General features: G+C 43.7%; 26 protein-coding genes. 7 read left to right on the plus strand and 19 right to left on the minus strand.

Annotated elements, in window-relative coordinates:
• Positions 1-2 precede the first annotated feature (2 nt).
• From vxrB to R8269_RS03580, 6 genes are all read right to left on the minus strand, one after another.
• Positions 3-665 carry a response regulator transcription factor VxrB gene (gene vxrB, locus R8269_RS03555; RefSeq protein ID WP_005376251.1) on the minus strand — a complete coding sequence of 221 codons (663 nt, stop codon included), beginning with the start codon at positions 663-665 and terminating at the stop codon, positions 3-5.
• A complete protein-coding gene (gene vxrA / locus R8269_RS03560; RefSeq protein ID WP_258477215.1) occupies positions 640-2094 on the minus strand; it encodes a sensor histidine kinase VxrA in 1455 nt (484 codons plus the stop codon). Before vxrA ends, vxrB begins: the two co-directional genes overlap by 26 nt.
• Positions 2095-2249: 155 nt before the next feature.
• Complete coding sequence (gene pntB / locus R8269_RS03565) at positions 2250-3626, minus strand: Re/Si-specific NAD(P)(+) transhydrogenase subunit beta (protein WP_005376248.1); 1377 nt, start codon at positions 3624-3626, stop codon at positions 2250-2252.
• Between the two features lie 8 nt (positions 3627-3634).
• Entirely contained in the window at positions 3635-5191 is a 1557-nt protein-coding gene (locus tag R8269_RS03570; RefSeq protein ID WP_025767765.1) for a Re/Si-specific NAD(P)(+) transhydrogenase subunit alpha, read from the minus strand.
• Between the two features lie 434 nt (positions 5192-5625).
• On the minus strand, positions 5626-5907 hold the full coding sequence (locus R8269_RS03575; protein ID WP_213871117.1) for an HlyU family transcriptional regulator: 282 nt from the start codon (positions 5905-5907) through the stop codon (positions 5626-5628).
• A 41-nt stretch (positions 5908-5948) separates the two neighbouring features.
• Entirely contained in the window at positions 5949-6317 is a 369-nt protein-coding gene (locus R8269_RS03580; protein WP_005376241.1) for a late competence development ComFB family protein, read from the minus strand.
• Positions 6318-6570: 253 nt separating this feature from the next.
• On the opposite strand from R8269_RS03580, the gene R8269_RS03585 reads away from it, so the two are divergent.
• A complete protein-coding gene (locus R8269_RS03585) occupies positions 6571-7809 on the plus strand; it encodes a sensor domain-containing diguanylate cyclase (protein ID WP_258476955.1) in 1239 nt (412 codons plus the stop codon).
• A gap of 251 nt (positions 7810-8060) precedes the next feature.
• Here the strand turns inward: R8269_RS03585 and R8269_RS03590 are convergent, their stop codons facing one another.
• On the minus strand, positions 8061-9020 hold the full coding sequence (locus R8269_RS03590; RefSeq protein ID WP_005376234.1) for a diguanylate cyclase: 960 nt from the start codon (positions 9018-9020) through the stop codon (positions 8061-8063).
• A 273-nt stretch (positions 9021-9293) separates the two neighbouring features.
• Here R8269_RS03590 and R8269_RS03595 point away from each other — a divergent pair, with 273 nt between their 5' ends.
• Entirely contained in the window at positions 9294-9731 is a 438-nt protein-coding gene (locus R8269_RS03595) for a DUF3069 domain-containing protein (RefSeq protein ID WP_005376232.1), read from the plus strand.
• A 76-nt stretch (positions 9732-9807) separates the two neighbouring features.
• On the opposite strand, the gene modC is transcribed toward R8269_RS03595, so the two are convergent.
• The 4 genes from modC to R8269_RS03615 form a co-directional block, all read right to left on the minus strand.
• Positions 9808-10914: a molybdenum ABC transporter ATP-binding protein ModC gene (gene modC, locus R8269_RS03600; protein ID WP_005376229.1), complete on the minus strand. Its 1107-nt coding sequence runs from the start codon at positions 10912-10914 to the stop codon at positions 9808-9810.
• Positions 10911-11600: a molybdate ABC transporter permease subunit gene (gene modB, locus R8269_RS03605; protein ID WP_005376227.1), complete on the minus strand. Its 690-nt coding sequence runs from the start codon at positions 11598-11600 to the stop codon at positions 10911-10913. The genes modC and modB overlap by 4 nt, the downstream gene beginning before the upstream one ends.
• Before the next feature lie 27 nt (positions 11601-11627).
• Positions 11628-12383: a molybdate ABC transporter substrate-binding protein gene (gene modA / locus R8269_RS03610; RefSeq protein WP_005376225.1), complete on the minus strand. Its 756-nt coding sequence runs from the start codon at positions 12381-12383 to the stop codon at positions 11628-11630.
• 69 nt (positions 12384-12452) lie between these two features.
• A complete protein-coding gene (locus R8269_RS03615; protein ID WP_053308076.1) occupies positions 12453-13904 on the minus strand; it encodes a cobyric acid synthase in 1452 nt (483 codons plus the stop codon).
• Positions 13905-14059: 155 nt separating this feature from the next.
• Here R8269_RS03615 and R8269_RS03620 point away from each other — a divergent pair, with 155 nt between their 5' ends.
• Both R8269_RS03620 and R8269_RS03625 read left to right on the plus strand, forming a co-directional pair.
• Entirely contained in the window at positions 14060-14434 is a 375-nt protein-coding gene (locus R8269_RS03620; RefSeq protein WP_005376220.1) for a YgiW/YdeI family stress tolerance OB fold protein, read from the plus strand.
• Between the two features lie 155 nt (positions 14435-14589).
• Positions 14590-15126 (plus strand): hypothetical protein, encoded by a 537-nt coding sequence (locus tag R8269_RS03625; RefSeq protein ID WP_017634623.1) that lies wholly within the window; start codon positions 14590-14592, stop codon positions 15124-15126.
• Between the two features lie 123 nt (positions 15127-15249).
• On the opposite strand, the gene R8269_RS03630 is transcribed toward R8269_RS03625, so the two are convergent.
• The 3 genes from R8269_RS03630 to R8269_RS03640 form a co-directional block, all read right to left on the minus strand.
• On the minus strand, positions 15250-15933 hold the full coding sequence (locus tag R8269_RS03630; protein WP_005388032.1) for an ATP-dependent zinc protease: 684 nt from the start codon (positions 15931-15933) through the stop codon (positions 15250-15252).
• An 11-nt stretch (positions 15934-15944) separates the two neighbouring features.
• On the minus strand, positions 15945-17132 hold the full coding sequence (locus R8269_RS03635; RefSeq protein ID WP_005376216.1) for an aromatic amino acid transaminase: 1188 nt from the start codon (positions 17130-17132) through the stop codon (positions 15945-15947).
• A 155-nt stretch (positions 17133-17287) separates the two neighbouring features.
• Positions 17288-18145 (minus strand): AraC family transcriptional regulator, encoded by an 858-nt coding sequence (locus tag R8269_RS03640; RefSeq protein ID WP_005376215.1) that lies wholly within the window; start codon positions 18143-18145, stop codon positions 17288-17290.
• 120 nt (positions 18146-18265) lie between these two features.
• Between R8269_RS03640 and R8269_RS03645 the strand changes: the two genes are divergently transcribed.
• Positions 18266-19651 carry an MATE family efflux transporter gene (locus R8269_RS03645; RefSeq protein ID WP_005388027.1) on the plus strand — a complete coding sequence of 462 codons (1386 nt, stop codon included), beginning with the start codon at positions 18266-18268 and terminating at the stop codon, positions 19649-19651.
• 84 nt (positions 19652-19735) lie between these two features.
• Here R8269_RS03645 and nrdG read toward each other — a convergent pair whose 3' ends face one another.
• Both nrdG and nrdD read right to left on the minus strand, forming a co-directional pair.
• On the minus strand, positions 19736-20206 hold the full coding sequence (nrdG, locus tag R8269_RS03650) for an anaerobic ribonucleoside-triphosphate reductase-activating protein (RefSeq protein WP_017634628.1): 471 nt from the start codon (positions 20204-20206) through the stop codon (positions 19736-19738).
• A gap of 84 nt (positions 20207-20290) precedes the next feature.
• Positions 20291-22411 carry an anaerobic ribonucleoside-triphosphate reductase gene (gene nrdD, locus R8269_RS03655; protein WP_318222455.1) on the minus strand — a complete coding sequence of 707 codons (2121 nt, stop codon included), beginning with the start codon at positions 22409-22411 and terminating at the stop codon, positions 20291-20293.
• A gap of 309 nt (positions 22412-22720) precedes the next feature.
• Here nrdD and R8269_RS03660 point away from each other — a divergent pair, with 309 nt between their 5' ends.
• Positions 22721-23584, plus strand: coding sequence for an endonuclease/exonuclease/phosphatase family protein (locus R8269_RS03660; protein ID WP_005376211.1), 864 nt, complete (start codon positions 22721-22723; stop codon positions 23582-23584).
• Positions 23585-23637: 53 nt separating this feature from the next.
• Here R8269_RS03660 and R8269_RS03665 read toward each other — a convergent pair whose 3' ends face one another.
• From R8269_RS03665 to R8269_RS03675, 3 genes are read right to left on the minus strand one after another with little or no spacing between them, the layout of a single operon-like run.
• Positions 23638-24078, minus strand: a complete 441-nt coding sequence (locus R8269_RS03665) for a YeeE/YedE family protein (protein ID WP_054700899.1) — start codon at positions 24076-24078, stop codon at positions 23638-23640.
• 14 nt (positions 24079-24092) lie between these two features.
• Positions 24093-24506 (minus strand): YeeE/YedE family protein, encoded by a 414-nt coding sequence (locus R8269_RS03670; RefSeq protein WP_372058356.1) that lies wholly within the window; start codon positions 24504-24506, stop codon positions 24093-24095.
• A gap of 5 nt (positions 24507-24511) precedes the next feature.
• Positions 24512-24802 (minus strand): ArsR/SmtB family transcription factor, encoded by a 291-nt coding sequence (locus R8269_RS03675; protein ID WP_258476948.1) that lies wholly within the window; start codon positions 24800-24802, stop codon positions 24512-24514.
• Between the two features lie 151 nt (positions 24803-24953).
• On the opposite strand from R8269_RS03675, the gene R8269_RS03680 reads away from it, so the two are divergent.
• On the plus strand, positions 24954-26657 hold the full coding sequence (locus tag R8269_RS03680; RefSeq protein ID WP_042520939.1) for an FAD-dependent oxidoreductase: 1704 nt from the start codon (positions 24954-24956) through the stop codon (positions 26655-26657).
• Positions 26658-26684: the final 27 nt, after the last annotated feature.

The raw sequence follows: 26684 nt of genomic DNA on the forward strand, positions 1-26684 counted from the left end.
ACTTATGCTTTCATCTTGTAGCCAACACCACGAAGTGTTTCAATTTCCAGTCCTGGCAGTTTTTGACGAAGCTGCAGTACATGTGTATCAACCGTACGTGTTGTCGGGAAGTGATTGTAACCCCAAACGTGGTCAAGTAGCTCATCACGAGTAAACACGCGACCTAAGTTTGACGCCAAAAATAGCAGCAAATCAAACTCTGTTCGAGTAAGCGTAATTAGCTCGTCTTTATAAGTCACTTCACGAGTCGAGCGGTCAATCTCTAAGTCTTTCGTAATCACTTTATCAGCGTTGCTTTGTTCTGCTGAATCCGGTGCTCGTAGCTGTGCACGGATTCTCGCAAAAAGCTCCGCTTCAGCAAAAGGCTTTGTTAAGTAGTCGTTCGCGCCGGAATCAAGGCCTGCAACTTTATCTTTTACGGTAACAAGTGCCGTTAACAAGATAACTGGTACGTCTTTAATCTGTTTCCATTCTGGGAGACATTGTACAGAGTCACCATCTGGGAGTTGGCGATCGAGAATTACCAAGTCAGCTTTTTTCCATTGTGGCTCTACGTCTGCAATACGCTCCACATGTAAACACTCATATCCTGCTTGTTCCAGGCTTACTAACAGGCCGTCAGCCAAGTTTTTATCGTCCTCAACGAGAAGCAGTGTCTGTTTCACAAGGTATCTCCAATATAAAAGTTGTAGGTGGTCCCATTAAGGACATTTTTCCGCCCATGCGGCCTACCATAGATTCAACGATTGTTAATCCAAGTCCTAACCCGCTCTTACTTACGAACGGTTTCTTCAAATTTGCCCAATCTTTAGCCGTTAGGCCTCCTGCATCTCGGACTTGGAATACTATTTTTTCTTCACTAGTTGAGATATCCAATTCAACCGGTGCGACACCGTACTTAAGCGCATTACGAAGCAAGTTATCGATACAAGTTCCTAACCAGTACACATTAACTTTAGCAGCCACATCTTCATTGATGTTAAAAAGCACGGCACTATCAAATTCTTCTTCGATCTTAAATTCTAACCAATCTGCAACGGATGGTACCCAGTCTGTTGCAAGCATTTGGTTATCAGATTGCAAATAATCTTTACTCGCTTCTGCCAATTGACGCAGGCGGCGCGTATCTTCACACAATCTGCGGAATTCGTCATACACACTTTCAGGTAAATGCTCGAACTCTCGACGAAAGCCCTCAACCGTTAGTGACAGAGATGCAATCGGTGTTCTGAGCTCATGCGTTAAAATTTGCAACACGAGCATTCTACTACGTAGTTCTTCTCGCTTGCTATTCCAACGGTACACCGCCCAACCAATCACCAAAAGAATATTGGCGATTACCAGTATGATCATACTGATCCGCAAAACTTGCGAGTGATCTTCTACATCCCAACAAATATTGCCTCGTTTAACAAAGCAACTTTTGCTTTGAGAGGCTAGAGCGTATGACAGACCCGCATTCGCTACGTTCTCTTGCCAGATATCTTTCTCGAAAACAAAGTAACGGTCACCACGTCTTAGCCAAAGTTCGTTACCTTCAATAAACATGCTCGCGCCCGCAATCAAAGCATTAATGGCGTCGTCATCCATGTTTTTCAAGCTTTCTAGCAACTCATCCCTTTCCTCGTTATCACGCTCTTTTATATGCATGTACTGAGATAGTTTGGGTTTGAGTTCTGGATACTTATCCACATAACGTGCCGCGTACGTCCCACCACCAGGGTGAATGAGACCACTACGCGAGAACCAACGAGGTGTCAGCTGCGTCCCTTTACAAATCGCTCTTGTAAATACCAAAGGCTCAGTAATTAAAGGACTTAATGGTAATTTGCCACGACAAGTATTCGCCAAGCTGTAAAGCTGTTGGATATCTTTTAACGGATAGTCAGACGTTTGCGGCAGAAGCGAATCTGGCGCAAGTAACTTGGTAGGATAATTTGATTGCAGAATACGAATATCGTACGACTTAAGAGCTACTTCATAGTTAAATAGCTCTGTAAACGTATCTATTCTTTCTGGTAGTGAATCGGAAAATGCAGGTGCCGAAAAAAGCGGCAATACAGTTGCAAAACCGAGCAAAAACTTTTTAATCAAACTGTTACCGTCACTTGTTACATTAGCCAAAACTATACATCAATCTACAAGCAATTGACATCTGCTAACAGAAGGATTTGCATTACTATAACATTGAAACGGAACAAAAAAGGGCCAGCGATTGCTGACCCTGTATAGTTTTAAATCAAGAATGGTTAAAGTGCTTTAAAAATAGACTCAACACTTTCTTTCGCATCACCAAATAGCATTGATGTATTTTCTTTGAAGAACAGTGGGTTCTGTACTCCTGCGTAACCAGTATTCATTGAGCGCTTGAATACCACTACGTTTTTCGCGTTCCATACCTCCAATACGGGCATACCAGCGATTGGGCTGTTCGGATCTTCCAGTGCGGCTGGGTTGACCGTATCGTTAGCACCGATAACCAATACGGTATCGGTTTCTGCAAAGTCATCATTGATTTCATCCATTTCAAGAACGATATCATACGGTACTTTTGCTTCAGCGAGTAACACATTCATATGCCCCGGTAGACGACCCGCTACTGGGTGAATCCCAAAGCGAACTTCAATACCTTGTGAACGAAGTACATCAGTAATTTCATGAACAGGGTATTGTGCCTGAGCTACTGCCATGCCATATCCTGGAGTGATGATTACTGATTTTGAGTTCTTCAACATCTCTGCAACTTCTTCAGCCGTTGTTTCACGATATTCGCCCTGCTCTTCGTCACCTGAAATCACTATCTCTTGACCAAAACCACCGGCAATAACACTGATAAACGAACGGTTCATTGCTTTACACATGATGTAAGAAAGAATCGCACCTGATGAACCTACCAAAGCACCTGTTACAATCAATAGATCATTTGCTAGCATGAAACCTGCTGCCGCTGCTGCCCAACCTGAGTATGAGTTCAACATAGAGACAACAACTGGCATATCTGCACCACCGATTGAAGCGACTAAATGGTAGCCGAATGCGAACGCGATCAAAGTCATCACAATAAGAGCGAACATGCTGCCATCTGCTTTTACGAAGTAGATCATAAGAAGCGTAGAAATAACAACCGCTGCGAGGTTCATTTTGTGCTTATGAGGCAGGTTAAGTGGCGACGAAGAAATCACACCACGCAGCTTACCAAATGCGACAATTGAACCGGTGAAAGTTACGGCACCGATGAACACACCCAAGAATACTTCTACAAGGTGGATAACATGCTCAGCATGTGTTGCTGCTTCTGGCGCATCTAGGTAGCTGTTGTAGCCAACTAAAACCGCAGCTAAACCTACAAAGCTGTGTAGAATCGCAACCAGTTCTGGCATCTCGGTCATTTCTACTTTCTTCGCATAGAAAATACCGATCGCACCACCTATCGCCATCGCGATAATGATCCAACCAAAACCTTGCGCATCTGGGCTAAAGATCGTCGCTATCAGCGCGATCGTCATACCAGCGATACCGTAGTAGTTACCATTACGAGCAGACTCTTGCTTTGAAAGCCCCGCCAAACTCATGATGAAAAATAATGCAGCAACAATGTAAGCTGCTTGTACTAATCCTGCAGACATTGTGACTCCTATTTATCTTTGCGGAACATTTCAAGCATACGCTTGGTGACGGTGAAACCACCGAAGATATTGATACTCGCGATCAATACGGCAATAAAAGATAGGAATGAAACGACGCCATTACCTTGTCCAATTTGCAGTAATGCACCAACGACAATAATGCCAGAGATAGCATTCGTTACTGACATTAGTGGAGTATGAAGTGCATGGGTAACATTCCATACTACGTAGTATCCGACAACACACGCTAGAACAAATACAGTAAAGTGAGAAAGAAACGCTGCTGGAGCAACCGATGCTACCCATGCAAAGGCTCCAACAGCCGCTGCCACACCAATAATTTTCTTCGTTGGAGACGTAGGTTCTTCTACTTTAGGCTCTGGCTTCACAGGCTGTTCTTGTTTCACTTGCGGCTGAGCTGAAACCTGAATTGGTGGCGCTGGCCAAGTAACTTCACCTTCTTTCACCACGGTAACGCCACGGATAACAACATCTTCAAAATCAATATTGATGTTGCCATCTTTCTCTTTACACAGCAGTTTTAGAAGATTGACAAGGTTTGTCGCGTAAAGCTGAGAAGATTGTGTTGGCAAACGACCAACCATGTCAGTGTAACCAACAATTTTTACGCCGTTATCCGTCATGATAACTTGGTCTTTCACTGTATATTCACAGTTACCGCCATTAGCAGCTGCCAAGTCGACAATTACACTGCCCGCTTTCATGCTGTCGACCATTTCTTTGGTGATCAACTTCGGCGCAGGTTTACCAGGGATGAGCGCGGTCGTAATAATGATATCAACATCTTTAGCTTGCTCTGCGTATAACTCTGCCGCTTTTTTGTTGAAGTCATCAGACATTTCTTTTGCGTAGCCATCCCCAGAGCCTGACTCTTCTTGAAAGTCAACGGTCAGGAACTCAGCGCCCATCGATTCAACTTGCTCTTTTACTTCTGGGCGGACGTCAAACGCACGGACAATGGCACCTAAGCTACCTGCAGCACCGATAGCCGCCAAGCCAGCGACGCCAGCACCCGCAACCAATACTTTCGCTGGAGGTACTTTACCGGCAGCCGTAATTTGACCTGTAAAGAAACGACCAAACTCATGAGCTGCCTCAACCACTGCACGATAACCAGCGATATTAGCCATCGAAGATAGCGCGTCTAAGGCTTGTGCACGTGAGATACGAGGAACGGAATCCATGGCAAGAACGTTAATGTTCTTACTGGAAAGTTGTTCCATCAACTCAGCATTTTGAGCCGGCCAAATAAAGCTAACCAGTGTTGCTCCATCTTGCAGTAACGCAATTTCGTCAATGCCTTGCTCATCATCCACAATTGGCGCATTAACTTTTAAAATAAGGCCAGATGCCCAAACTTCTTCACTAGAAACGATTTTCGCACCAGCTGCTTCATAAGCGGCATCATCGAAACTCGCTAGCCCCCCCGCTTGGGATTCAATCGCGACATCGAATCCCAATTTTATTAACTGCTCAACCGACTTCGGCGATGCAGCCACTCGCGATTCACCCGCGAGTATCTCTTTAGGTACACCGATTTGCAAAACGCATACTCCTTGTATACATATCAATAAATTAGTCCCAAAACAGAGCGTCGCTCTACTCTAATTCTTTTTTATTTCTATCTGTTTACCACGCAAGACAATTGCAAACGAAAGATGATGTTTGGGGACACCCATTTGCACAATAACACCTTGACTAACAGCCCTGTTATTATTCTGTTTGTATCGAACGCGTCTAATTACTTCATGTGTTTTGTAATTTAAATACTAAATTTCATTACATATAACGCTAAGTAATGAATGATTGTCGCTCTGTGCTCGAAAAATAACAACGCAACACCGTACTAGACTGAGGTCTAACCAGGTAACGATTAAATACCGACTTAACAGAGATTTAAGCGTTAAAAAGAAAGAGCCACTAGCATATACACTAATGGCTCTTTTTAAGATGACTGGAATCAAATTGCAGTAAATTGCTAGTCGAAGATTTTATCGCCCATTTGATCAATAAACATTTGAGATTTCTTCAACATAAGGTCATTGGCATCTTGCTCTGAGCCAAGCAAATCGGAGCGAATAAACCGATGTGTTTTCACTTCATCATCGTCATGCTTTTCTATTCGACCAGCGATGCGATATTGTCCGCCCTCTGAAAGGCTCTCTGGGTAAATAAAGAAACCTTTATACTCAACTGGCTCGATAGTTTTAGCTTCAGCGGTTTTCTCACTACCACCAAACAAACGCGAAAAAAATCCCACGATTCCTCCTTGGGTCAGCTCACTAGTCAACTGAGCGACTCTTACTTAATATTAACGTTAAGGATCGGTTTTTCATACCAATCCAACTCTTTGTCATCATCATAACTAGTATGGGAAAAAATTACAGGCACATCATACTCTCGGTTTTTACGCCTGTCTTCTTTCACCATTTCTGCGGCGTTTTTCACCGCTATATCCGCGCTTTGCTTAAACTGGCTTAATTTTTGTTCAGGAAGTGAAGACAAAAAATCAATATCATGACGGATATAGACAGGCTTGAGCTGGATAAGCGCAAGGCAAGCAATATCGGCTAACTGTTCGTTGTCATACTGTTCTAAAAATTCGGGCAAACTGAGAACCTGGCCTACTAATGTTTCCATGTAATTGTGCACATCTGAGCTTATCTGCATCTGTAAATCTCCTTTTTCCTATGAAATGAGTATAGCAACGACTTGTTTATAACAACTTATTGATTGCTCTTAATTTAATCAATCTCTCTCTTTTTGCCGTAATGTCTTCCAAAATACTTGGGAAAAGGAACAAATAGACGTATTCTTGCTAGTTCTCAAAGTTCGAAATTCAATAACGGATAAATATCCATATTGATAAAACGATTTACCTAACCAATTATATAGTCAACTATTTTCAGGCAGTTTGTAATAGATGTCCTCATCGTCAATGACTTCATCAGGCTTCAGATTCTTATTCCCTTTTTTGCTACTGGGCATAGTGAGTTCGGGCATGGACAGCATTATTCAGATGACTCAGGCAAACTGGGGCATTGCCGCAAACTTGCCGTACATACTATTAGGTTGTGCGCTACTCCTTTGCTATTCATTTAAACAAGGCAGAGAGTCCATGGTGTGCTTGGCAATGTTGCTAGCCTACTTCGTGATACAGCACCGCCTACAAGTCCCGCTTCAAAGTGGTACCGCTTTACTTGAGCTAACCATTTTAGCCACGTTACTTCCTGTCTCGTTTCTTACGGTATTTTTGTTTAGTAAAGAAGGTTTTGACTCCAGAGCTATGTTGACTTACATCTTGATGTTAGCAATGTTCGTTCTTTGGTCTTATCTAACGCTAGCATATTACGTTGAAGGAGGGTTTGAACAATGGACAAGCGGTATTCTATTTATTGTACCGACGGTCTCTAAACTGCCTTTAATTCTTGTTTTATATTGCGTGGGTATTGTCTGTTTTCTTGGAATTCTTGTTTTAAAGAAGAATGAAATTATCCATGCGATGACCTACTCTGCCATGGTATTGGCGTCTGCGACGTTCATTTTCTTTGATGTGCAGTACATATCAAGCACCATGTTTACGCTAACAGGGCTGCTTATCATTATTTATGCCGCTTCCGCTAGCCATCAACTGGCTTTCACCGATAGCCTAACGCTGATTCCGAGCAGACGTGCACTTGATCTCGATCTAAAACACATGGGTAAGAAGTTCACGATCGCAATGCTTGATGTTGACCATTTTAAAAAGTTTAACGACACCTACGGTCACGATACTGGTGATGACGTTCTAAAAATGGTCGCTTCGCGCCTCACTAAAACCCCAGGCGGCGCAAAAGTTTATCGATTTGGCGGAGAAGAATTTACCATCGTTTTTAAAGGCAAATACACTGACGAATGTAAGAACTTTTTGGAAGAAGCTCGCAAATCGATTGCAGAATACGAGATGATATTACGCGATGAAGAATCTCGCCCTGAGAACCATAAACAAGGACAAAAACGTCGTGGTAGCAACAGTTCGAAAAGAAAGTCGGTTTTTGTTACCGCAAGTTTCGGAGTTGCTGATAGCCGGAATGGGCAAGCTCCTCTGGACGTCATTAAATCAGCGGACGAAGCACTTTACAAAGCGAAAAAGGCCGGACGTAACTGCATAAAGCTTCGTTAGACTCTCACCAATCGTGAAAGTTAACAAGCTTGTCTGGGTTTACAACAAAACCGAACTTCCCCATCAGCATAATAACTGCACTCATCGTTGCCACTATCCCGATGTTATCTATCTAATCAAAGGTATAAGGTATACGCCCGATTGCGACATTCCGTTCGCACTGTTTGCCTATCTTACTTTGAGTGAGCTTTAAAATAACCACCAAAAAGTGACAACGCAACAAAAAGAGTGGCGTTCATAAGATTTTGTTTTTAAAGAGAATTAACTAAAGTATGTGTGTTTCTTCCCAAAGACTTCGAGGTATATAGCGCTTTATCAACGGTTGCATACAAGTCTGATTGCACTTCTTTCCCTGTCGGTTGAAAAACAAAAACACCCTGTGACACTGTCACTCTATTTGACACACTAGAATACTCATGTGGGTAATCGAGAAAATACATAGCCTCTTGTATACGCTCGGCTTCTCTTTCTGCTGTTTGAGTGTCGGTACACCCTAGCAACACGACAAACTCTTCTCCACCATATCGACCTACATATTCCCCAGAGCGACAAAAAGTAGCCTTGAGTTGATTCGCAATCGCTTGCAAGCAACGATCGCCTTCAATATGACCGTAATTATCATTAAACGGTTTAAAAAAATCGACGTCCAATAGAATCAAAGCCATTGGCATGTTGTGACGGCCATGCCATGCAACCATCGATTCCAACTTATGGTCGATATAACGGCGGTTATAGAGTTTGGTTAGGCCATCTTCATTCGCTTGTTGAGTCAAAAGTTGATTAACTTGCTCTAATTGAGCTGTCGCTTGCTTAAGCTCTCGTCTCATATGAGCAATACGCTGCATTGCGATAAGTTTAGAGTTCAGTACCAGTTTATCTACCGGCTTAATTAAATAGTCATCACCGCCCGCGTCTATGGCTTTAGCAATCATTTCTGGCTCTTCGTGACTACTCAAGAAAATAATTGGGATCCAATCCGGAAACGTTTCTCTTATATGAAGAGAGACTTCAAAACCGTTCATATCTGGCATTGATATATCGAGTAACACCAGTTCCGGATCAAAACTCTCGTAGGTATTTAACGCCTCTAGTCCACTACCTACGGCTTTTACAATATGTCCAAGTTGCTTTAGACGAATAGCCAACTGCATCCTGTCTAGCTGAACATCGTCAACCAGAAGGATTCGCATCGATGTCCCTGTCGGTTGCATAACGCGTTCCATTTTTAATTATGTCTTTATTAAACATATACCATACTCATAGAGTTGTTGCATTCGACTCATAATTAAGTGCTATATTTTTGTTTGAATATCACGGAATCCATTGCATAAAGCAGTTAGACTGGACGTTACCCTATCTAATCATAGCCTGTGAGCAGAAGTTCAACAAACTCATTCACTTTGGTCATCTTGCGGACTAATGGGTATAGCTATTTGATGCATTTGGTATTAATATTCCCGCCTTTTTGTAATGAGAGACACACCATGTCAGAAGCAACTAACAGCGAAAGCAAAAAAATCGATCTAGCCAGCATTTCTCCAGAGCTACGTAAAGTTATCGAATTTGACGAAGTTCCAGAGCAAATGTTCGAAATGGTTACCTCTATCCATGAAGTGTCTGAAGAAGCGGTACGTGAATCATGGGACGAAATGCCAGCAAGTGCACAGAACATTCTAGACAACTTTGAACAGTTTCATGCTCTAGTTTCTGTAGGCCAAGCATTCGCTGGTATTAATGTGATGGAAGAGTTTCCGACTCTTAATCTGCCAGAAAACATGACAGATGAAGATAAAGAAGAATACCGTGCTCAACTACTTGATAATGTGCTTCACAACTGTGTGAAAGACATGGTTAAGCAACTTAAGAAAGCACGTCGTGACCCACTTCTTAAGCGTGAATTCAAAGAAGTATTCGCGAAGTAATTCCGACATTCTTCTAGTAACAAAGGCCGCACTTTGCGGCCTTTTTTGATCATGAAGCGTAAATCAGTCTAAACGGTTAATGAGGCGCTAGTGCCATATCTTTTTGTGTCACACTGACACCTTTAATTTGTGCAAAAACACGGCTACCAATTTTTAGGTTGAGATCGTCAAGGGCCCACGGTGTGATCGTTGCCCACAAATAACATTTCTCGTCTAGCTTGAGTGATACATTAATACTCTGTTTGTCATCGGCTGCGTTAAACACTTCGATGGAATCGACAATAGCAGGCAGAATATTTCGAATCGACGTCGCCTTGGGCTGCTCGAGCGTGATAGAAACGTCGTTGGCACGCACTTGCAAGCGTATTGGCGTGTCTGGTGTTCCGTCAATCTTTTGCACCCACAGGAATACATTAGGTGCAAGGCTGATACAAGTCAGTGCATAACGTTCATGATGTTCAGCAATCCGGCCTTCAAATAAGCTGCTTTGATCTGAGAAAGATTGCCATGGACGCATAGCATGAGAAGCCCACACTTCTTCAAGCTTACCTGAACTCGAAATTTTACCTTGGTCAATAATTGCAAGGTGCTGAGCAAGCCTTAAAATTTCCTGGAGACTGTGTGTGACATAGATAATAGGGATATTTACCTTCTCCGACAACTCCTCAAGAAAAGGCATTACCTCACGCTTTCTTGGCATATCGAGTGAGGCAAGTGGCTCATCCATCAAAAGCAAATTGGGTTTAGATAGCAATGCGCGCGCAATCGCAACACGTTGCTTTTCACCACCAGAAAGTGATACCGGAAAGCGCTTTAGTAACGGTTTGATAGACAAGAGTTCGGTGACTGCATCAAAATACTCGTCATCTTTTTCTTTAACGCCATATAACAAATTGCCTTGAACCGAATAGTGAGGAAACAAACGTGAATCCTGAAACACATAACCAATACCACGCTTGTGCGTTGGTAGGTTGATTCCCTGTTCACTGTCAAACAAAACATGCTCACCAACCGCAACATACCCTTGCCTTGGAGTTACCAATCCGCTGATGATGTTAATCAACGTCGTTTTACCAGCACCAGATCGTCCAAACAAGGCACTAATTCCGTTACAGGGTAACTTAAGTTTGATGTCGAAGTCAGTCTCACCAAGCATTTGTTTAAATTGGACTTTAATCGTCATTGCTTCGCACCCAATCTGCTTGCCGCTTTACGATTTAGCCATTCAGAGATCATTAATGTAGACAAGGCTAACGCGATAGAAATGATACACAGACGAGCCGCCTGCATTTCTGCACCTGGCGTTTCAATAAAGTTGTACATTGCCAGCGGAATCGTTTGGGTCTCACCCGGAATGTTAGAGACGAAACTGATCGTCGCCCCGAATTCGCCAAGACTACGAGCAAATGACAGCATCGTGCCCGTAATAATTCCGGGAATGGTCAGTGGTAACGTGATGGTGAGAAACACTTTTAAAGGAGAAGCGCCTAACGTAGAGGCTGCGTGCTCCAATTTAGGGTCGACGCTATCTAAGCTTAAGCGTACTGAACGAACCATCAAAGGCAAAGCCACGACAAGACAAGCGACTACTGCCCCTTTCCAATTAAAGCTAAAGACTACCCCTAAGTTTTCATAGAGCCACTTTCCAAGGAACCCTTGTCGTCCTAAAGAAATCAACAACAAATAGCCGATTACCACTGGCGGCAATACCAGTGGTAAATGAACTAAGCTATCGAGAATCGATTTACCAAAGAACGTTTTTCGAGAAAGTAGCCAAGCAAGAAAAACGCCGAGAGGAATCAGCCAAAGTACTGCGTACGCGCCTACTTTGAGGCTTAACATTAAGGCTTGGTATTCCAGTTCTGTCACGCTTCGTTCCTATAATTGAAGGCCGGTTTATTGCTGAAAGCCATATTGAGCAAAAACGCGTGCGGCTTCGTCCGATTTTAGGTACTGGAAGAACTGCTCCGACTCAGTAGAATCATTCACAATTGCAGCCGGGTAAACAATAGCCGCATGCGTATCACTCGCAAATTCGCCGACAATTTTGACTTTATCAGTTAACTGAGCATCGGTTTTGTAGACCACACCTAAAGGCGCTTCTCCACGTTCAACCAACGCCAAAGCTAAGCGCACATTCTTTGCTGGTGCGACGTGAGTTTGAACCGCTTTCCATACACCCAGTGTAGTCAATGACTCTTTCGCGTACATACCAGCAGGTACTGACGTCGGATTGCCTAAAGCAAGACGATTTCCATGCAATGCCTTCTCCCATGCCTTTGCATCAGAAAAGTTAAATGAGGTTAATTCTGAAGACTGAGGAGCAATCAACACTAAGCTATTGCGCACTAGATTTGTGACATTGTCACGATAAATGACGTCTTTATCGACCAAATAATCCATCCATTTCGTGTTCGCAGAAATGAATACATCCGCTGGTGCGCCATTGATAATTTGTCGAGCGATAGAAGAAGAACCACCATAAACGGGAGTAATAGAAACGTCATACTTTTCTTCAAAGTTTTGCGCGATCTCGTTAATCGCATTCGTCATAGAAGAGGCTGCATACACTTTTAGGTTCGTTGATGCGTTTGCTGAAAATGAAATGCTTAATACTACCGTAAGGCAAGCATACTGTTTCCATGCTTTCATAGAGATACTCCAATACAAGGCAAGCGAAAGAACAGGTTATTTAAATATAAAGTTCAATCAGTTAATGGGCTATTTAAACAAAAAATCAAGGCGCACATGTTGTTCTATCGCATCTGCGATGCGATTAATGCCTTGCTCCTTTAACTCTTCAAAGTCTTGTTGTTTGATTTGGGTGCCGTTTACCCATTCTGATACCAGGCTTAAGACAGCTGCCTCGTCAAAGAACCCGTGAAGGTAGGTTCCCATGATTTGGCCACACTCGCTGATCGCCCCCTCCGCTTCACCGGAACTGAATGTAAGAGGTTGCAGGCCCCGTACTTCACTTCGCCCTACGTGGATTTCATAACCCTTTACATTGGCTGTTTTGCCGTTAAGAGAAAGCTGTGCTTGTGTGTTTGTAAGCTGTTTGCTGTTAGTTAGCGTCGTAGTGATATCAAGCAAGCCAAGTCCTTCGCTTTGACCTGGTTGGCCTTCGACGCCGTTTGGATCATCAATCAAGTTTCCAAGCATCTGGTAGCCGCCACAGATACCAATCACTTTTCCACCAAGACGAATATGACGCAAGATATCTTTATCCCACCCTTGGCTTCTTAGATACTCTAAGTCGTCTCTCACTGATTTGGTCCCAGGCAAAATAACAAGGTCGGCTTTATCTATTTTTTCGCCTTTACCTACATAACGTAGATTGATATCTGGATTCAATCGCAGCACATCAAAATCAGTATGATTACTAATCCGGGTTAAAACAGGCACAACAACATTCAGTTTTACCTCAGAGTGCAACTCTTGCTGCGCAGTGATCGCGTCTTCTGCTTCTAAATTCAAACCATGAAGAAAAGGAAGTACACCAAGTACAGGTTTACCTGTTTTTTCTTCTAGCCAATCGAGGCCCGATTGCAATAAACGAATATCACCTCGAAAACGGTTGATAACAAATCCTTTTACTCGCGCTTGTTCAGATTCAGAAAGTAACGCAAGTGTTCCGTACAAATGTGCAAACACTCCACCACGATCAATATCAGCAACAATGATCACTGGTACATCAGCGGCCTCAGCAAAACCCATGTTTGCAATATCGCCTTCTCGTAAATTGATTTCAGCAGGACTCCCCGCGCCCTCGATAATGATCGAATCAAATTCTTGAGTCAGACGAGAGAAGGAATCTAACACCGTGTCCATCGCCACTTTCTTGTAATCATGAAAGCCAGCCGCATCCATATTGGAAATCGCCTTACCCTGCAAAATGATCTGAGCACCTGTATCACTGTTAGGTTTAATTAAAACCGGATTCATATGTACGGTTGGCTCAATATTACACGCCTGTGCCTGAACGGCCTGTGCTCGACCTATTTCACCGCCATCTTTGGTTACCGCACTATTTAGTGCCATGTTTTGTGGCTTAAATGGGGCAACATTTATCCCTTTTCGTGCTAATACACGGCATAAACCTGCCACAAGGACACTTTTTCCGGCATCCGAAGTGGTGCCTTGAACCATTAAAGATGGGATCGCTGATTTCATGAACATTTGTAAGGAATAGAGGAAGATGAACAATCATAACGTCATCGTCCCCACTTACTCAAGCAAATGAATAGAATATGAATGTTGAAATCATCATGGGTTCAAACAAGCCCTGCTTTAATGACCCCATCAAAACAAACCGATGAGGATGTAACATGAAAAAGAATACAATTATCGCAACAATCGCCGCCTTAGCTATTGCTCCTTCTATCGCGTTCGCGAAAGATAACGCTCAAAACCAATCAAACTTGCAGTTTAACGGTCCTGTCACTGTGGAAAAATTGGATGCCTTGCTAAACGACTCCAATATGTTTACTGAAAAAGATGTGGTCGTTGAAGGTAACTTATTGCGTCAAGTTCGCGCGGATAAGTTTGTCTTTAGCGATGGTTCCGGTGAAGTGATGGTCGAACTCGATGACGATATTCAGCTAAATACTCCGATTGATCACACGACTAAAGTCCGTCTGTTTGGCGAATTTGAAGGCGGAAATAAGCCAGAGATTGAAGTCGAACAACTCGTGGTCATGTAAAACAAAACCCCGATTGCTGTGCATATCAACATGATGTAGTGACGATTACAGCTAAATAGTGACGGCAAGCACTTAAAATGATAGCTTTATCAATCTTGGTCTGCTTTTTGCAGACCATTTTTTTGTTCATTTTAATCATCTTGCCCGGAGACACCATGCTAGGTAAAGCTCTAAAGGTTGCAGCCTTTGGTTTGTGTGCTATTTTGCCACTTTCCGCACATGCAAATAATTTCAACTACAACACGATGGAATTTCGCATGGGTACTAGCCCTGGTACATTTGGTGGCGAGTTCAATACCTACTTTACAGAGAATACCCATTTCATTGCTCGCGCAGACAGTGAGTTTAGCGGAGACTGGGACATTGCTGGTGGTATAGGCTTTAATGGGCCAGCAGGCCAATTTGCAGATATTTATGGCCAAATGTTGGTACACAACATTAAGGAGAACGGCAGTGATAAAGTGGGCGACGAGTGGCGCACGGAAGTGAATATTGGCACTCGTATTTGGTTTATGCAAAATGTTGAGCTACATGGCCGTATCGGCCAAATCATAGATAATGACGATTCGAACACCATTTACAATCTGGGCGCACGATTCCACTCAACTCAGCAACTATCGCTTGGTGCAGATTTCAAAAATAATGGTGTCTATGGCCAGCAAATTGTAATGTCTGCTCGTTTTGCATTTTAGTGGACATGACTACTAGGGCATCACAAGCAAGCATATGATTCAATAAAAATAGCCTCCGATTTTGGAGGCCATTTTTTGTTAATCACGAATTATTAGCTTGTAGCAGAAACCAGCTTTAATACATCAGTTTTTAGCGGTTTTTTTAGGTTTATCTTGCACATATTTTTTCGATACATCTACAACGGCGATATCTCTAAAAAAGCTTCGACCAAGCAAAATTGGAAACGTCATATGTCCGCGATCCGCTAACGTAAACTCTGTCTTTTCTTTGTGATCCCCAACGGTAATGTAGGCTTTTACCACCGCTCGTTTATCCACCTCTTCTGACGAAGACTGCTTAACTTTAGCCCAGCGCTCAACGGGTACTTTAAACTCTTTGGTGTCTTTGTCACCTAAATCTATCTTAAATTTAACCCAGTCTTTACCATCACGCTCAAACGGAACAATGTCAGTCGCACTAATTGATGATGTTGTCGCACCTGTATCGACTCTAGCCTTGAAAGTCTGGTCAATTTCAGGAACATAAACCCATTCTTCAGAACCAAGAATTAACATGCCATCGGGTGTTTTTGTGACCTTGACTGGCTTCTTAGGTTTTGGTTCCGGCTTTTTCTCAGGTTTCGCTTCTGGTTTGGGCTCCACCTCTGGCTTTGGATCTACATCAGGTTTCACTTCTGGCTCGACTTTAACGGGCTCTTCGACCTTTGGCGACTCTGGCTCAACAGGTTCCTGCGTCGTTTGAGTTGACGTACAAGCAATTAAACTGCCGCTCATCATAAGCGGCAGAATCAGTTTCCAGTTTTTCATCCACACTCCAATTAAGCTTGAGATACTTTCTTAATTGCGTCCGCTACGTATGGAATATGAGTTTCGGTAAGTCCGGCAATGTTAATTCGACCATCGCCAACACCATAAATGCCATAATCTTCACGCAGTTGCGCCATTTGGTTTCCACTAAAGCCTAGCACAGTAAACATGCCTTTGTGACCCTCAATGAAATCAAATTGATCTGTATTATGGTTGTTTCTCAACTCGTTACACAAACTTTGACGAAGGCTAACCAAACGATGTTGCATTTCACTCAATTCTTGCTTCCAAACGGAAGTGAGCTTGTCATCTTGCAGAATGGTCTTGACTAAAGCTGCACCATGGTCGGGTGGCATCGTGTAAGTCGAGCGAGCTAGAGTGAGGAGTTTACCTTTTGCATTGGTTACATCATGCATGTTCTTACCAACCACAATCGCTGCACCAGTTCGTTCACGGTACAAACCAAAGTTCTTCGAACATGAAGTAGTAATCAACATCTCTTCAACGTTATCTGCCATAAAACGAAGACCTTTTGCGTCTTCTTCTAGGCCATCACCGAAGCCTTGGTAGGCAATGTCCACAAATGGGATGAAACCGTTCTTCTGCGACAATTCTGTAATGGCTTGCCAAGCAGATAAGTCAATATCCGCACCAGTTGGATTGTGGCAACAACCATGAAGAAGTACCACATCTGAAGGCCCAGCTTTCGCAAGATCATCCATCATTTTTGCGGTGTCTACTTGTTTCGTTTCCGAAGAGAAATAGTGGTAGAACTTAACTTTAAGGCCTGCTGCTTCCATTACTGGCTTGTGGTTTACGTAGCTTGGGTTGGAAATCCAAACCGTCGTATCTGGCTGTGCGATCTTCATCAGATCACCGAGCATACGCAGCGCACCACTTGCACCTGGCGTTTGAATTGCTGCAACACGATCCATTGCAGACGTTCCCGTCAGCAGCAAATCGATCATGCTTTTATTAAATTCTTCGCAACCCGCAAGACCAACATAAGACTTGGTTTTTTGAGTTTCAACAACGACATCCTGCGCCATTTGAATGGCTTTCATAATCGGCGTTTCGCCTGCGCTGTTTTTGTATACGCCAATGCCAAGGTCAACCTTGTTTGGACGTTCATCGTTACGGTATGCAACGGATAGAGATAAAATAGGATCTAATACGGGAGTTGGGAGATTAGAAAACATGAAAGTCATAACCCTTTGAAATTCAAGTACCGAACCTCACGTTAACACCATCGCAAAAAATGACGAAATGATTTTTCACTTATTTCATCAATTAGAGAACAAAATTCTGGATTGCGGTGAGTTTTGTGCGCTCTATCGTTCAGAAAAAGAACGATTCACTCCTCGTCGTACCAATCCACTCTACCGTTTTTTCTAAACTCTCTTGGTGTCATGGTCGACCACGCTTTAAAACGTGTACTAAAGTTAGCGCTGGTCGGATATCCGACTATTTCTCCAATATGCTGAATTGGCCATTCTGTTGAACGAAGTAACCTAGCAGCATATTCCATGCGCATACGCGTTAAATGTGCCATTGGGCTTCGACCAAACTGCTTTTGAGTCAGTCGATGCAAATGAGGCTCCGAACATGGATATAGAGCCGCTACCTGCTCAACGCTCCAATCCTTATGGAGCTGACGTTGGACAAGGTCAAATACACGCCGAAGCCTCAATTGGCTGCGTGATATCGACTCTGAGGGCTGCATGTTTAACATCAGCTCTAACTGAGCCACACTATGCTCACCTACCGCACCACCATAATCGATTGGAAGGTGAATGCTGCGTAGTAGTGTTTGGATACATGCATACATCACTTCAGGTGTAGATGAAAGCTGGTAGCGAACATCGCATTCTAATATCGGCCACTCTCTATCAGGAGCAAGAAAAAGCCACGCGATCTGCCAAGGTTCTTCTTCTATACCAAAACCGTTTTCAACACCTGCGGGTACTGTAATCAACGAGCCCGGTTCCAAATCGTATCGATAAGTCCCACTCTCTAGCCACCCTTTACCACGCACCGTATAGAGCAGCATGTGTTTCTTTTGGTTTTTACGATAAACAGAGAAGAAGTCACGACAAGTGGCAATGCCGCACTGCACAATGCCTCTCTCCTCAAGTGCTAATACTCGACTGTGATCAATAAACTCTTGATAAGTTTTTTCTGAAATCGCGTAGCGTTCTTGTTTATCTTCCATGATTTATTGGCTCACATGTGCGTTAGTAGAGAGTTTTACAAAGGTTTTGGATTCCTTTGAAAAATACACCGCCAAATCATGAGGATAAACTACTCGCATTAATCTTTAAGGAGAAATGCGATGCTCTTAACACGCGAATACATCGATAAAGCATTTTGGCAAAAGCTGATTACGATTGGCCTACCTGTTTCACTTCAGTCCATGCTTTTTGCTTTGCTCGGCGTCGTGGATATTTTCATGGTAAGCCTACTCGGAGAATCTGCAACGGCAGCAGTTGGAGTTGGAAATCGTATCTTTTTCTTCAACCTAGCGGTTGTCTTTGGCCTGTGCGGTGCAGTTACCGTACTTGCTTCTCAATACTACGGCTCAGGAAACCTAGCCGGAATTCGCAGAACGTTGGCGCAATCTTGGTTTATTTCCATTTTGGTGACGCTGCCGTTTATCGTTCTTTATGCGATTTTTGATGAAGAGATCGTCTCTTTTATGTCAGACGATCCTGAATACGTCACTTATGCACGTGATTATCTTGTGGTTACGGGCTTTAGCCTCATTGCTACGGCGATAGTAGTACCGATTGAAGCGGTATTGCGCTCCGTGGGCCAAACCAAACTGGCAACCAACGTTAGTATCTCCGCCATTGTCGTTAACGTCGCGCTTAATTATGTTTTGATTTTTGGTTTATTTGGTTTCCCTCAATGGGGCGTATTTGGTGCAGCCGTAGGTAGTTTTGTTTCTCGATTTTTCCAAACCGCCGTCTTGATTTATTTTTTCTACAAACGATATGCTTACCTAATTCCGACTAAGTTCGATTGGGTACAAGGCCGCTTAAAACAGTATCGAAAAAAGTACTTTAAGGTTTCTTTACCCATGTTGGTCCACGATGCACTTTGGACTGGTGGATTGATCGTTTACAGCATCATCTATGGTCAATTGGGCGTTTCAGAACTGGCGATCATCTCATTCTTATCACCGATTGAAGGGGTACTGATTTCAACCTTTATGGGATTTGCGGTCGCTGCATCCGTTCTTCTTGGGAATGATATTGGTGCAAAACATTATGACCGAGTCGAGAAAACGGCGTGGTGGTATGTGTTAACCAGCGCAATCTTAGCCACCTTGCTGTTTTTCCTAGTGTGGTTGAGCTCGCCCATGATTCATCACCTATTGGTACTGAGCCCGTTAACCGATGCAGACATGGCACTTAACGTATGTTTAGTCATGGCGCTAGGTATGATTTTGAGGGTGTTTAACATGGTTGGGATTGGCGGCGTACTAAAGAGTGGCGCTGATATTCGCTATAGCATTTTCATCGACACGTTCGGTCAGTGGGCTATTGGCATCCCCCTTACTTATTACACAGGCATGGTGTTAGGGCTGCCTTTGCATTTTGTCTTGATGTCTCTGCTCGCGGAAGAGTTAGTGAAAGGCGTACTGACGACTTACCGTATTCAATCTAAACGTTGGATAAATAATATGGTTGAAGATGACCAATCGGTGACAGCGTAACCAAAAAGACATTAACGAACTCACACCAAAAGGGCTCACCCGTTATGCACGCGTGAGCCCTTTTTATGTGCGGAGAATGCTTGATTAGATGTCCGTAAAGCGATGAATGATTTGGTTTGAACTGCCACGCCATTCGAGATTGAGGTCTTTCTTGTCTTGTTCAAACTTACCATCAATCAAAACATCGATGTATTGCACCACTTCCCTTTGCGCGTTATTCAGTTCCGTCAGCGTGTAGCCAGTCCAAACCCAAATGTCTTTACCTGGGCACTCCTCTCTCACCCTTTTCACTATCTTCAAAATATGAGGCACATTAGCAGGGTGAAGCGGATCTCCACCCGACAACGACAAGCCACGGCGTTTGATACGCGTGTCGTTTAAGTCAGCGATGATTTTGTCTTCCGCTTCTTGCGTGAAAAGTACACCAGAATCCAAACGTTGCGTCGACTGGTTATAACACCCACGGCACTGATGCACACAACCCGACACAAACAGCGTGCAGCGCGTACCCGGTCCGTTAACAACGTCAATTGGATAGTATTGGTGGTAATTCATAATGCGTCTCTGTGTTATCGCGAAAGAGAAAATCAACCTGTTTAAAGTTGATTTTCAAAGTGTTAAAACGAGTGGTAGTAAACCTTACAGGTGTTTAACTCGGCGCTTCACTTCTTCTTGCTTACCGAAGTTAAACGGGCGTGCATCTGGGCTGCCTAGGTAGCCACAAACTCGACGTGTTACTGATACTTTAGTTGAGTCATGGTTACCACAGCTTGGGCAAGTGAAGCCTTTACTTGTACAGTCAAACTCGCCGTTGTAGCCACACTCGTAGCACTCATCAATTGGCGTGTTTGTACCGTAGTAAGGCACTCGGGTGTAACTGTAGTCCCATACGTTTTCTAGTGCTTCAACGTTACGTTGCATGTTCGGGAACTCGCCGTAACAGATAAAGCCGCCGCTTGAGATTTCTGGGTAAGGCATCTCAAAGTCGATCTTGTCGTATGGGTTCACCTTCTTCTCAACATCTAGGTGGAAGCTGTTGGTGTAGTAACCTTTGTCTGTTACGCCTTCAATTACGCCGAACTCTTTCGCATCGATGCGGCAGAAACGGCTACATAGGTTTTCACTTGGCGTTGCATATAAGCTGAAGCCATAACCTGTTTCGTCAGCCCATTGATTCACAGCATCTTTTAGATGCTTGATGATCGCGACCGCTTTTTCACGCAAAACAGCGTCATCATAAACGTGCGCTTCTGTACCGAATAGCGCGTTAATTGTCTCGTGTACACCGATGTAACCAAGAGAAATAGACGCACGACCGTTCTTGAAGATATCTGCGATTGAGTCGTCTGCTTTCAAGCGAACACCACATGCGCCTTCCATGTATAGGATTGGGGCCACACGTGCTTTCACGTTTTCAAGGCGAGAGATACGTGTCTCTAGTGCTTTACGAGCAAGACGTAGGTGGTCATTTAGAAGCTCGTAGAATTTCTCTTCGCTTCCGTTTGCACGGATAGCGATACGAGGAAGGTTCAAGCTCACGACGCCAAGGTTGTTACGACCTTCGTGAATCAGCTCACCGTTTTCTTCGTAAGTACCAAGGAAGCTACGGCAACCCATTGGCGTTTTGAATGAACCGGTTACTTCCACTACTTTGTCGTAGTTAAGAATGTCTGGGTACATACGCTTAGACGCACACTCAAGCGCAAGTTGCTTGATGTCGTAGTTTGGATCTTCTGATTTGTGGTTCAAACCATCTTTGATGCCGAATACAAGTTTAGGGAATACCGCTGTTTTACGGTTCTTGCCTAGACCTGCAATACGATTCTTCAGAATCGATTTCTGGATCAGGCGGGATGCCCAGCTTGTACCAAGACCAAAACCGAACGTAACGAATGGGGTTTGACCGTTCGCTGTATGCAGCGTGTTTACTTCGTATTCTAGAGATTGAAATGCGTCGTAACACTCTTTCTCAGTGCGCGCTTTTGCGAACTCTTCTGGCTCAGCAATGTTCCACTCTTTTGCAATCTCTAGGTGTTTCTCGTAGCTTGTGATTACGTACGGTTCTAGAACCTCATCAATACGGTTGATGGTTGTACCGCCGTAAATGTGGCTCGCGACTTGAGCAATGATTTGTGCTGTTACGGCTGTTGCAGTCGAAATTGATTTTGGCGTATCAATCTCAGCGTTACCCATTTTAAAACCATGCGTCAGCATGCCTTTAAGATCGATAAGCATACAGTTAAACATTGGGAAGAACGGTGCGTAGTCTAAATCGTGGTAGTGAATGTCACCCACTTCGTGCGCTTGAACCACATCGCGAGGAAGAATGTGCGTCTTCGCGTAGTGTTTCGCTACGATACCAGCCAACAAGTCACGTTGAGTCGGAATTACTTTGCCGTCTTTGTTCGCGTTCTCGTTGATTAGATCCAGATTACTTTCTTCAATCAAACCTTCGATTTCGCGAGTTAGTGCACTTTGCTTCTCACGAGCGATGTCGCGATCGTGGCGATATTCAATGTAAGAACGCGCTAGGGCTTTGTAAGGACCTTGCATGAGTTCATTTTCGACTAAGTCTTGAATCTCATGGATGTGAACTTCATCGTGTGCTCTTAACTGTAACTCGACAGCAAGAGCCACATTAAGAGCATAAATAGCGACATCTTTATCTTTGTTTTCCGCTGCTGCTTCAACTGCTGCTTGGATACGATCCCTGTTGAACGGAGCTCTTGATCCGTCGCGTTTGATTACGATTGGTTTCACTTTGTTCTCCTTACCCGAGCATACTCACAGAGTTATCCACAAACACACTATATGGGGTTATTTTTTATTCTAGCAACACAATATATTGTGGCGTATTTAACGAGAAGCACCACTCGAAAACATTGATTTTGATCAATAAAGATTGGCTAGCGAACAAGAAGAAATCGATCTTATTGGCGTTGATCTCAGTTGCGAAGAAAACCATGAAAATTGCAAAATTGGTACTAAATCTACTTGCTATTTTTGGAGGTCTTGTAGGATAAAGGATGGAAAGGAATACGCTAAAAGATAGGAGTGCAACAGGCCAAAATGCGATCACTTTTTGTTACGTTAATATTACTTTTTAGTTCTCTTTCATTTGCTCAAAACTCCATCAATCTAACCAGTTGGAACATAGAATGGTTATCTATAGATGGTGGAAAAGTGTCGAGAACACCACAAGATTTTGAAAAACTGACCCACTATGTGGATAAAACACAAGCCGACATTCTTGCTTTTCAAGAAGTCGAACGTGCTGCTGCCATCCAAAAAGCCGTTGGCAATGACTTCACTATTTATCTTTCCGATCGTTCAAACGCCTCCAACCGACACCTTCAGTTTAACGACACCAACCAATACACAGGCTTTGCCGTGCGCAATGGCGTAAGCGTATTAGACAAGCCAGACTTCTCTATCACACGAGGCAACAGCAAGCTGCGCTTCGCGAGCTACCTTGTTTTAAATCCAAACCAAGAAAACGAGACTCACCTACTCTCTGTACATCTGAAAGCGGGTTGCAGTGGCGCGTATCGTAATAACCGCGATTGTAAGATAGTGAAACAACAAGGACAGGCACTAGCTAAGTGGATAAAGGCGCGCGAGGACAACAAACAACATTATGTCGTGCTTGGCGACTTTAACCACAACTTGGGTTATCAAGGAGATTGGTTGTGGGACGTGATATCGGACAATACTAGTGCAAAGCTAGTGACTAAAGACACTAAAGCGGAATGTAAAGTGCGCTCTAATCGTAATCCGAATAAAACCCACCAATTCCGCTCGGTGATAGACCACATCATTGCGAGTGGTGATTTAAAGGCGTCGTCTGGTGTTCAAACCGTTTTCAAAACACAAGATGTACTCGACTATAAACTGAGTGACCATTGCCCGGTTTCTACGACACTCACTTTTTAGCGTTTAAGTTCTCTGTTAACGTTGAGATACTCTTTTTTGCGTTGAAGAACTCTTTAGCCACGAACCATTCTTTTAGCGGTGAATGACCCAACCAACATTGCCGCTATAAAGAGCAGAACTTGTGTGTTGCCAGTAATAAGGCTGGCAACCGCAGGACCAGGACACACACCCAGTAAGCCCCAACCAATACCAAACAGTACAGCACCACCGACTAACTTTTTGTCTATCGCTTTAGAAGTTGGGCATACAATCTCATCACCAAACACAGATTCGCTTCTTGGCTTTATTAATAAAAGATAAGCTGGAACGAACACCGCAAGTGCTCCGCCCATTACGAAGGCTAAGCTTGGATCCCATGCCCCAGTAATATCGAGAAAGCCAATCACTTTTGCCGGTTCAGCCATACCAGAGACCACCATACCAATACCAAAGAGCACACCAGAAAATGCAACAACGGACATTTGCTTAATACTTTTCATTACGTGAGTTTTCATAACGACACTATTCCTCACGATACTAGCAAGACGGTTAACATGGCTGTGGCCATAAAAGTACACGTCGCGACCACAGAACGGATTGAGAAACGCCCTATCCCACAAATGCCATGACCACTAGTACAACCATTGCCGATACGCGTACCGACACCGACTAACAAGCCAGCAACGATAACTAAAACAACAGAACCGCTGTACTGTTCTGGTACATGCCCGCCAAGAACATAAACAGCAAACACGCCACCTAATACCATCGCAATTAAAAAAACAATGCGCCAAACGCGATCTGCGTTCTCAACGGCACCGTTTAAGATCCCACTGATCCCAGCAGTCTTGCCAGTAAATAGCATCAGTGTTATCGCTGATACGCCAACTATTATGCCGCCCAACAGCGACATCCAAGGAACTTCAAACATAGCAACCGCCAAACTAATTACTTACAGAAAACTAGCTTAAAGGCCTCAACCAGCGGACCAACTCTTTCATCAGAAATTGAATAAAATACCTGCTGAGAAACTTTTCTAGCTTTAATAATGTCGTGCTTTCTCAATACGGTGAGATGTTGTGAAAAAGCAGATTGGCTTAATGATGAACCTTCAAACAGTTCACCGACCCCTTTCTCGCCTTCAATCAGCTTACACATCACGATTAGGCGCTCTGGATGAGCCATAATTTTAAGCAGCTCACTCGCTTCGGTCGCACTTTGTAGCATACTGTCGCCCATTCTTATGCCTCTTCATTACTACATTACACTTTATTAGATATTACTAATTAATATTATTAAGTCAATGCTAATGTAGATTAAATAACATTAGACTCAGCTAATTTATTTAAGTAAGGTGTAGGCGTTTTCGATCATTCAGCAGGAGAAATCCATGAGCAAAATCGTGATTATTGGTGGGGTTGCTGGAGGTGCATCTGCAGCAGCTCGCGCTCGTCGTTTAAGTGAAGATGCAGAAATCATTATGTTTGAACGCGGTCCATTTGTGTCATTTGCAAACTGTGGCTTACCCTATCACATTGGTGGCGATATCCAAGAGCGCAGCAAACTGCTTCTTCAAACGCCTGAGAGCTTTTTAGCGCGTTTCAATGTTGATGTCCGTGTGATGAACGAAGTGGTTTCTATTAACCGTCAAGACAAAACGGTTACGGTTAAGAATTTGCTTGATGGCTCGGAATACCAAGAGAGCTACGACTTTCTTCTACTCAGCCCTGGCGCAGGTCCAGTTGTGCCGCCTATTCCGGGTATTGATAACCCGTTAACGCACTCGCTGCGCAATATGCCAGATATGGATCGCATCATTAAAACGATCGAAACCAACAAAGTTGAACACGCTACGGTCGTTGGTGGTGGTTTTATCGGTTTGGAAATGATGGAAGCCTTCCACCAGCTAGGCATAAAAACCACATTAGTTGAAATGGCGGATCAAGTGATGACGCCCGTTGACCGTGAAATGGCTGGCTTCGCACATGCTGAAATTCGTGAGAAAGGCATCGACCTTAAACTTGGCGTCGCACTTGAGTCGGTGAAATTCGTACCTAACGAGCACGTGGCAAGTTTCGACTCTGGTGAGAGCGAAAAACACCAACATCTAGAAGGTGAATTGGAATTAACACTAAACAACGGTGAAAGACTCACCACCGATATTCTGATTATGGCAATTGGTGTTCGCCCCGAGACCAAATTAGCAAAAGAAGCTGGCTTAGAAATCGGCGCTCTTGGTGGTATTTATACCAATGAATACATGCAAACCAGCGATCCTTCGATCTACGCTGTCGGCGACGCGGTAGAAGAGAAAGACTTCGTGACTGGCGAGCAAACTCTAGTGCCACTTGCGGGCCCAGCAAACCGTCAAGGCCGAATGGCAGCAGACAACATGCTTGGCCGCCAAGAAACTTACCAAGGTACGCAAGGCACGGCGATCTGTAAGATCTTTGATTTAGCCGTTGCTTCTACTGGTAAAAACGAGAAACAGCTGAAACGTGAAAACATCCCTTATGAAAAAGTGTATGTCCACACAGCAAGTCATGCTAGCTACTACCCTGGCGCAGAAACTGTGTCGTTCAAAATGTTGTTTGATCCAGTAACAGGTAAAATATTAGGTGCGCAAGCAGTAGGTAAAGATGGCGTTGATAAACGTATCGACGTAATGGCAGTAGCCCAGCGTGCTGGTATGACGGTAGAGCAACTGCAACACCTCGAGCTAACTTACGCGCCACCTTACGGCTCTGCTAAAGATGTAATTAACCAAGCGGCGTTTGTGGCAAATAACATCATCAAAGGCGATGCGACCGCGATTCATTATGATGAAATGGATTCACTGACAGAAGACCAACTGTTACTTGATGTTCGTAATCCTGGTGAATTGGAGTCCGTTGGTTATCTTGAAGGTGCAATTAATATTCCTGTCGATCAACTACGTCGTCGCATGCACGAACTTCCTAAAGACAAAGAGATCGTGATTTACTGTCAAGTTGGGTTACGCGGTAACGTAGCATACCGTCAGCTGGTCAACAATGGTTACAAAGCCCGCAACTTGATTGGTGGATACAGAACACTCAAATTTTCTCGCTTATAACTTGATAATAAAAAAGAGAAAACCTTG

It is taken from the genome of Vibrio sp. Vb0667, from assembly GCF_033391095.1.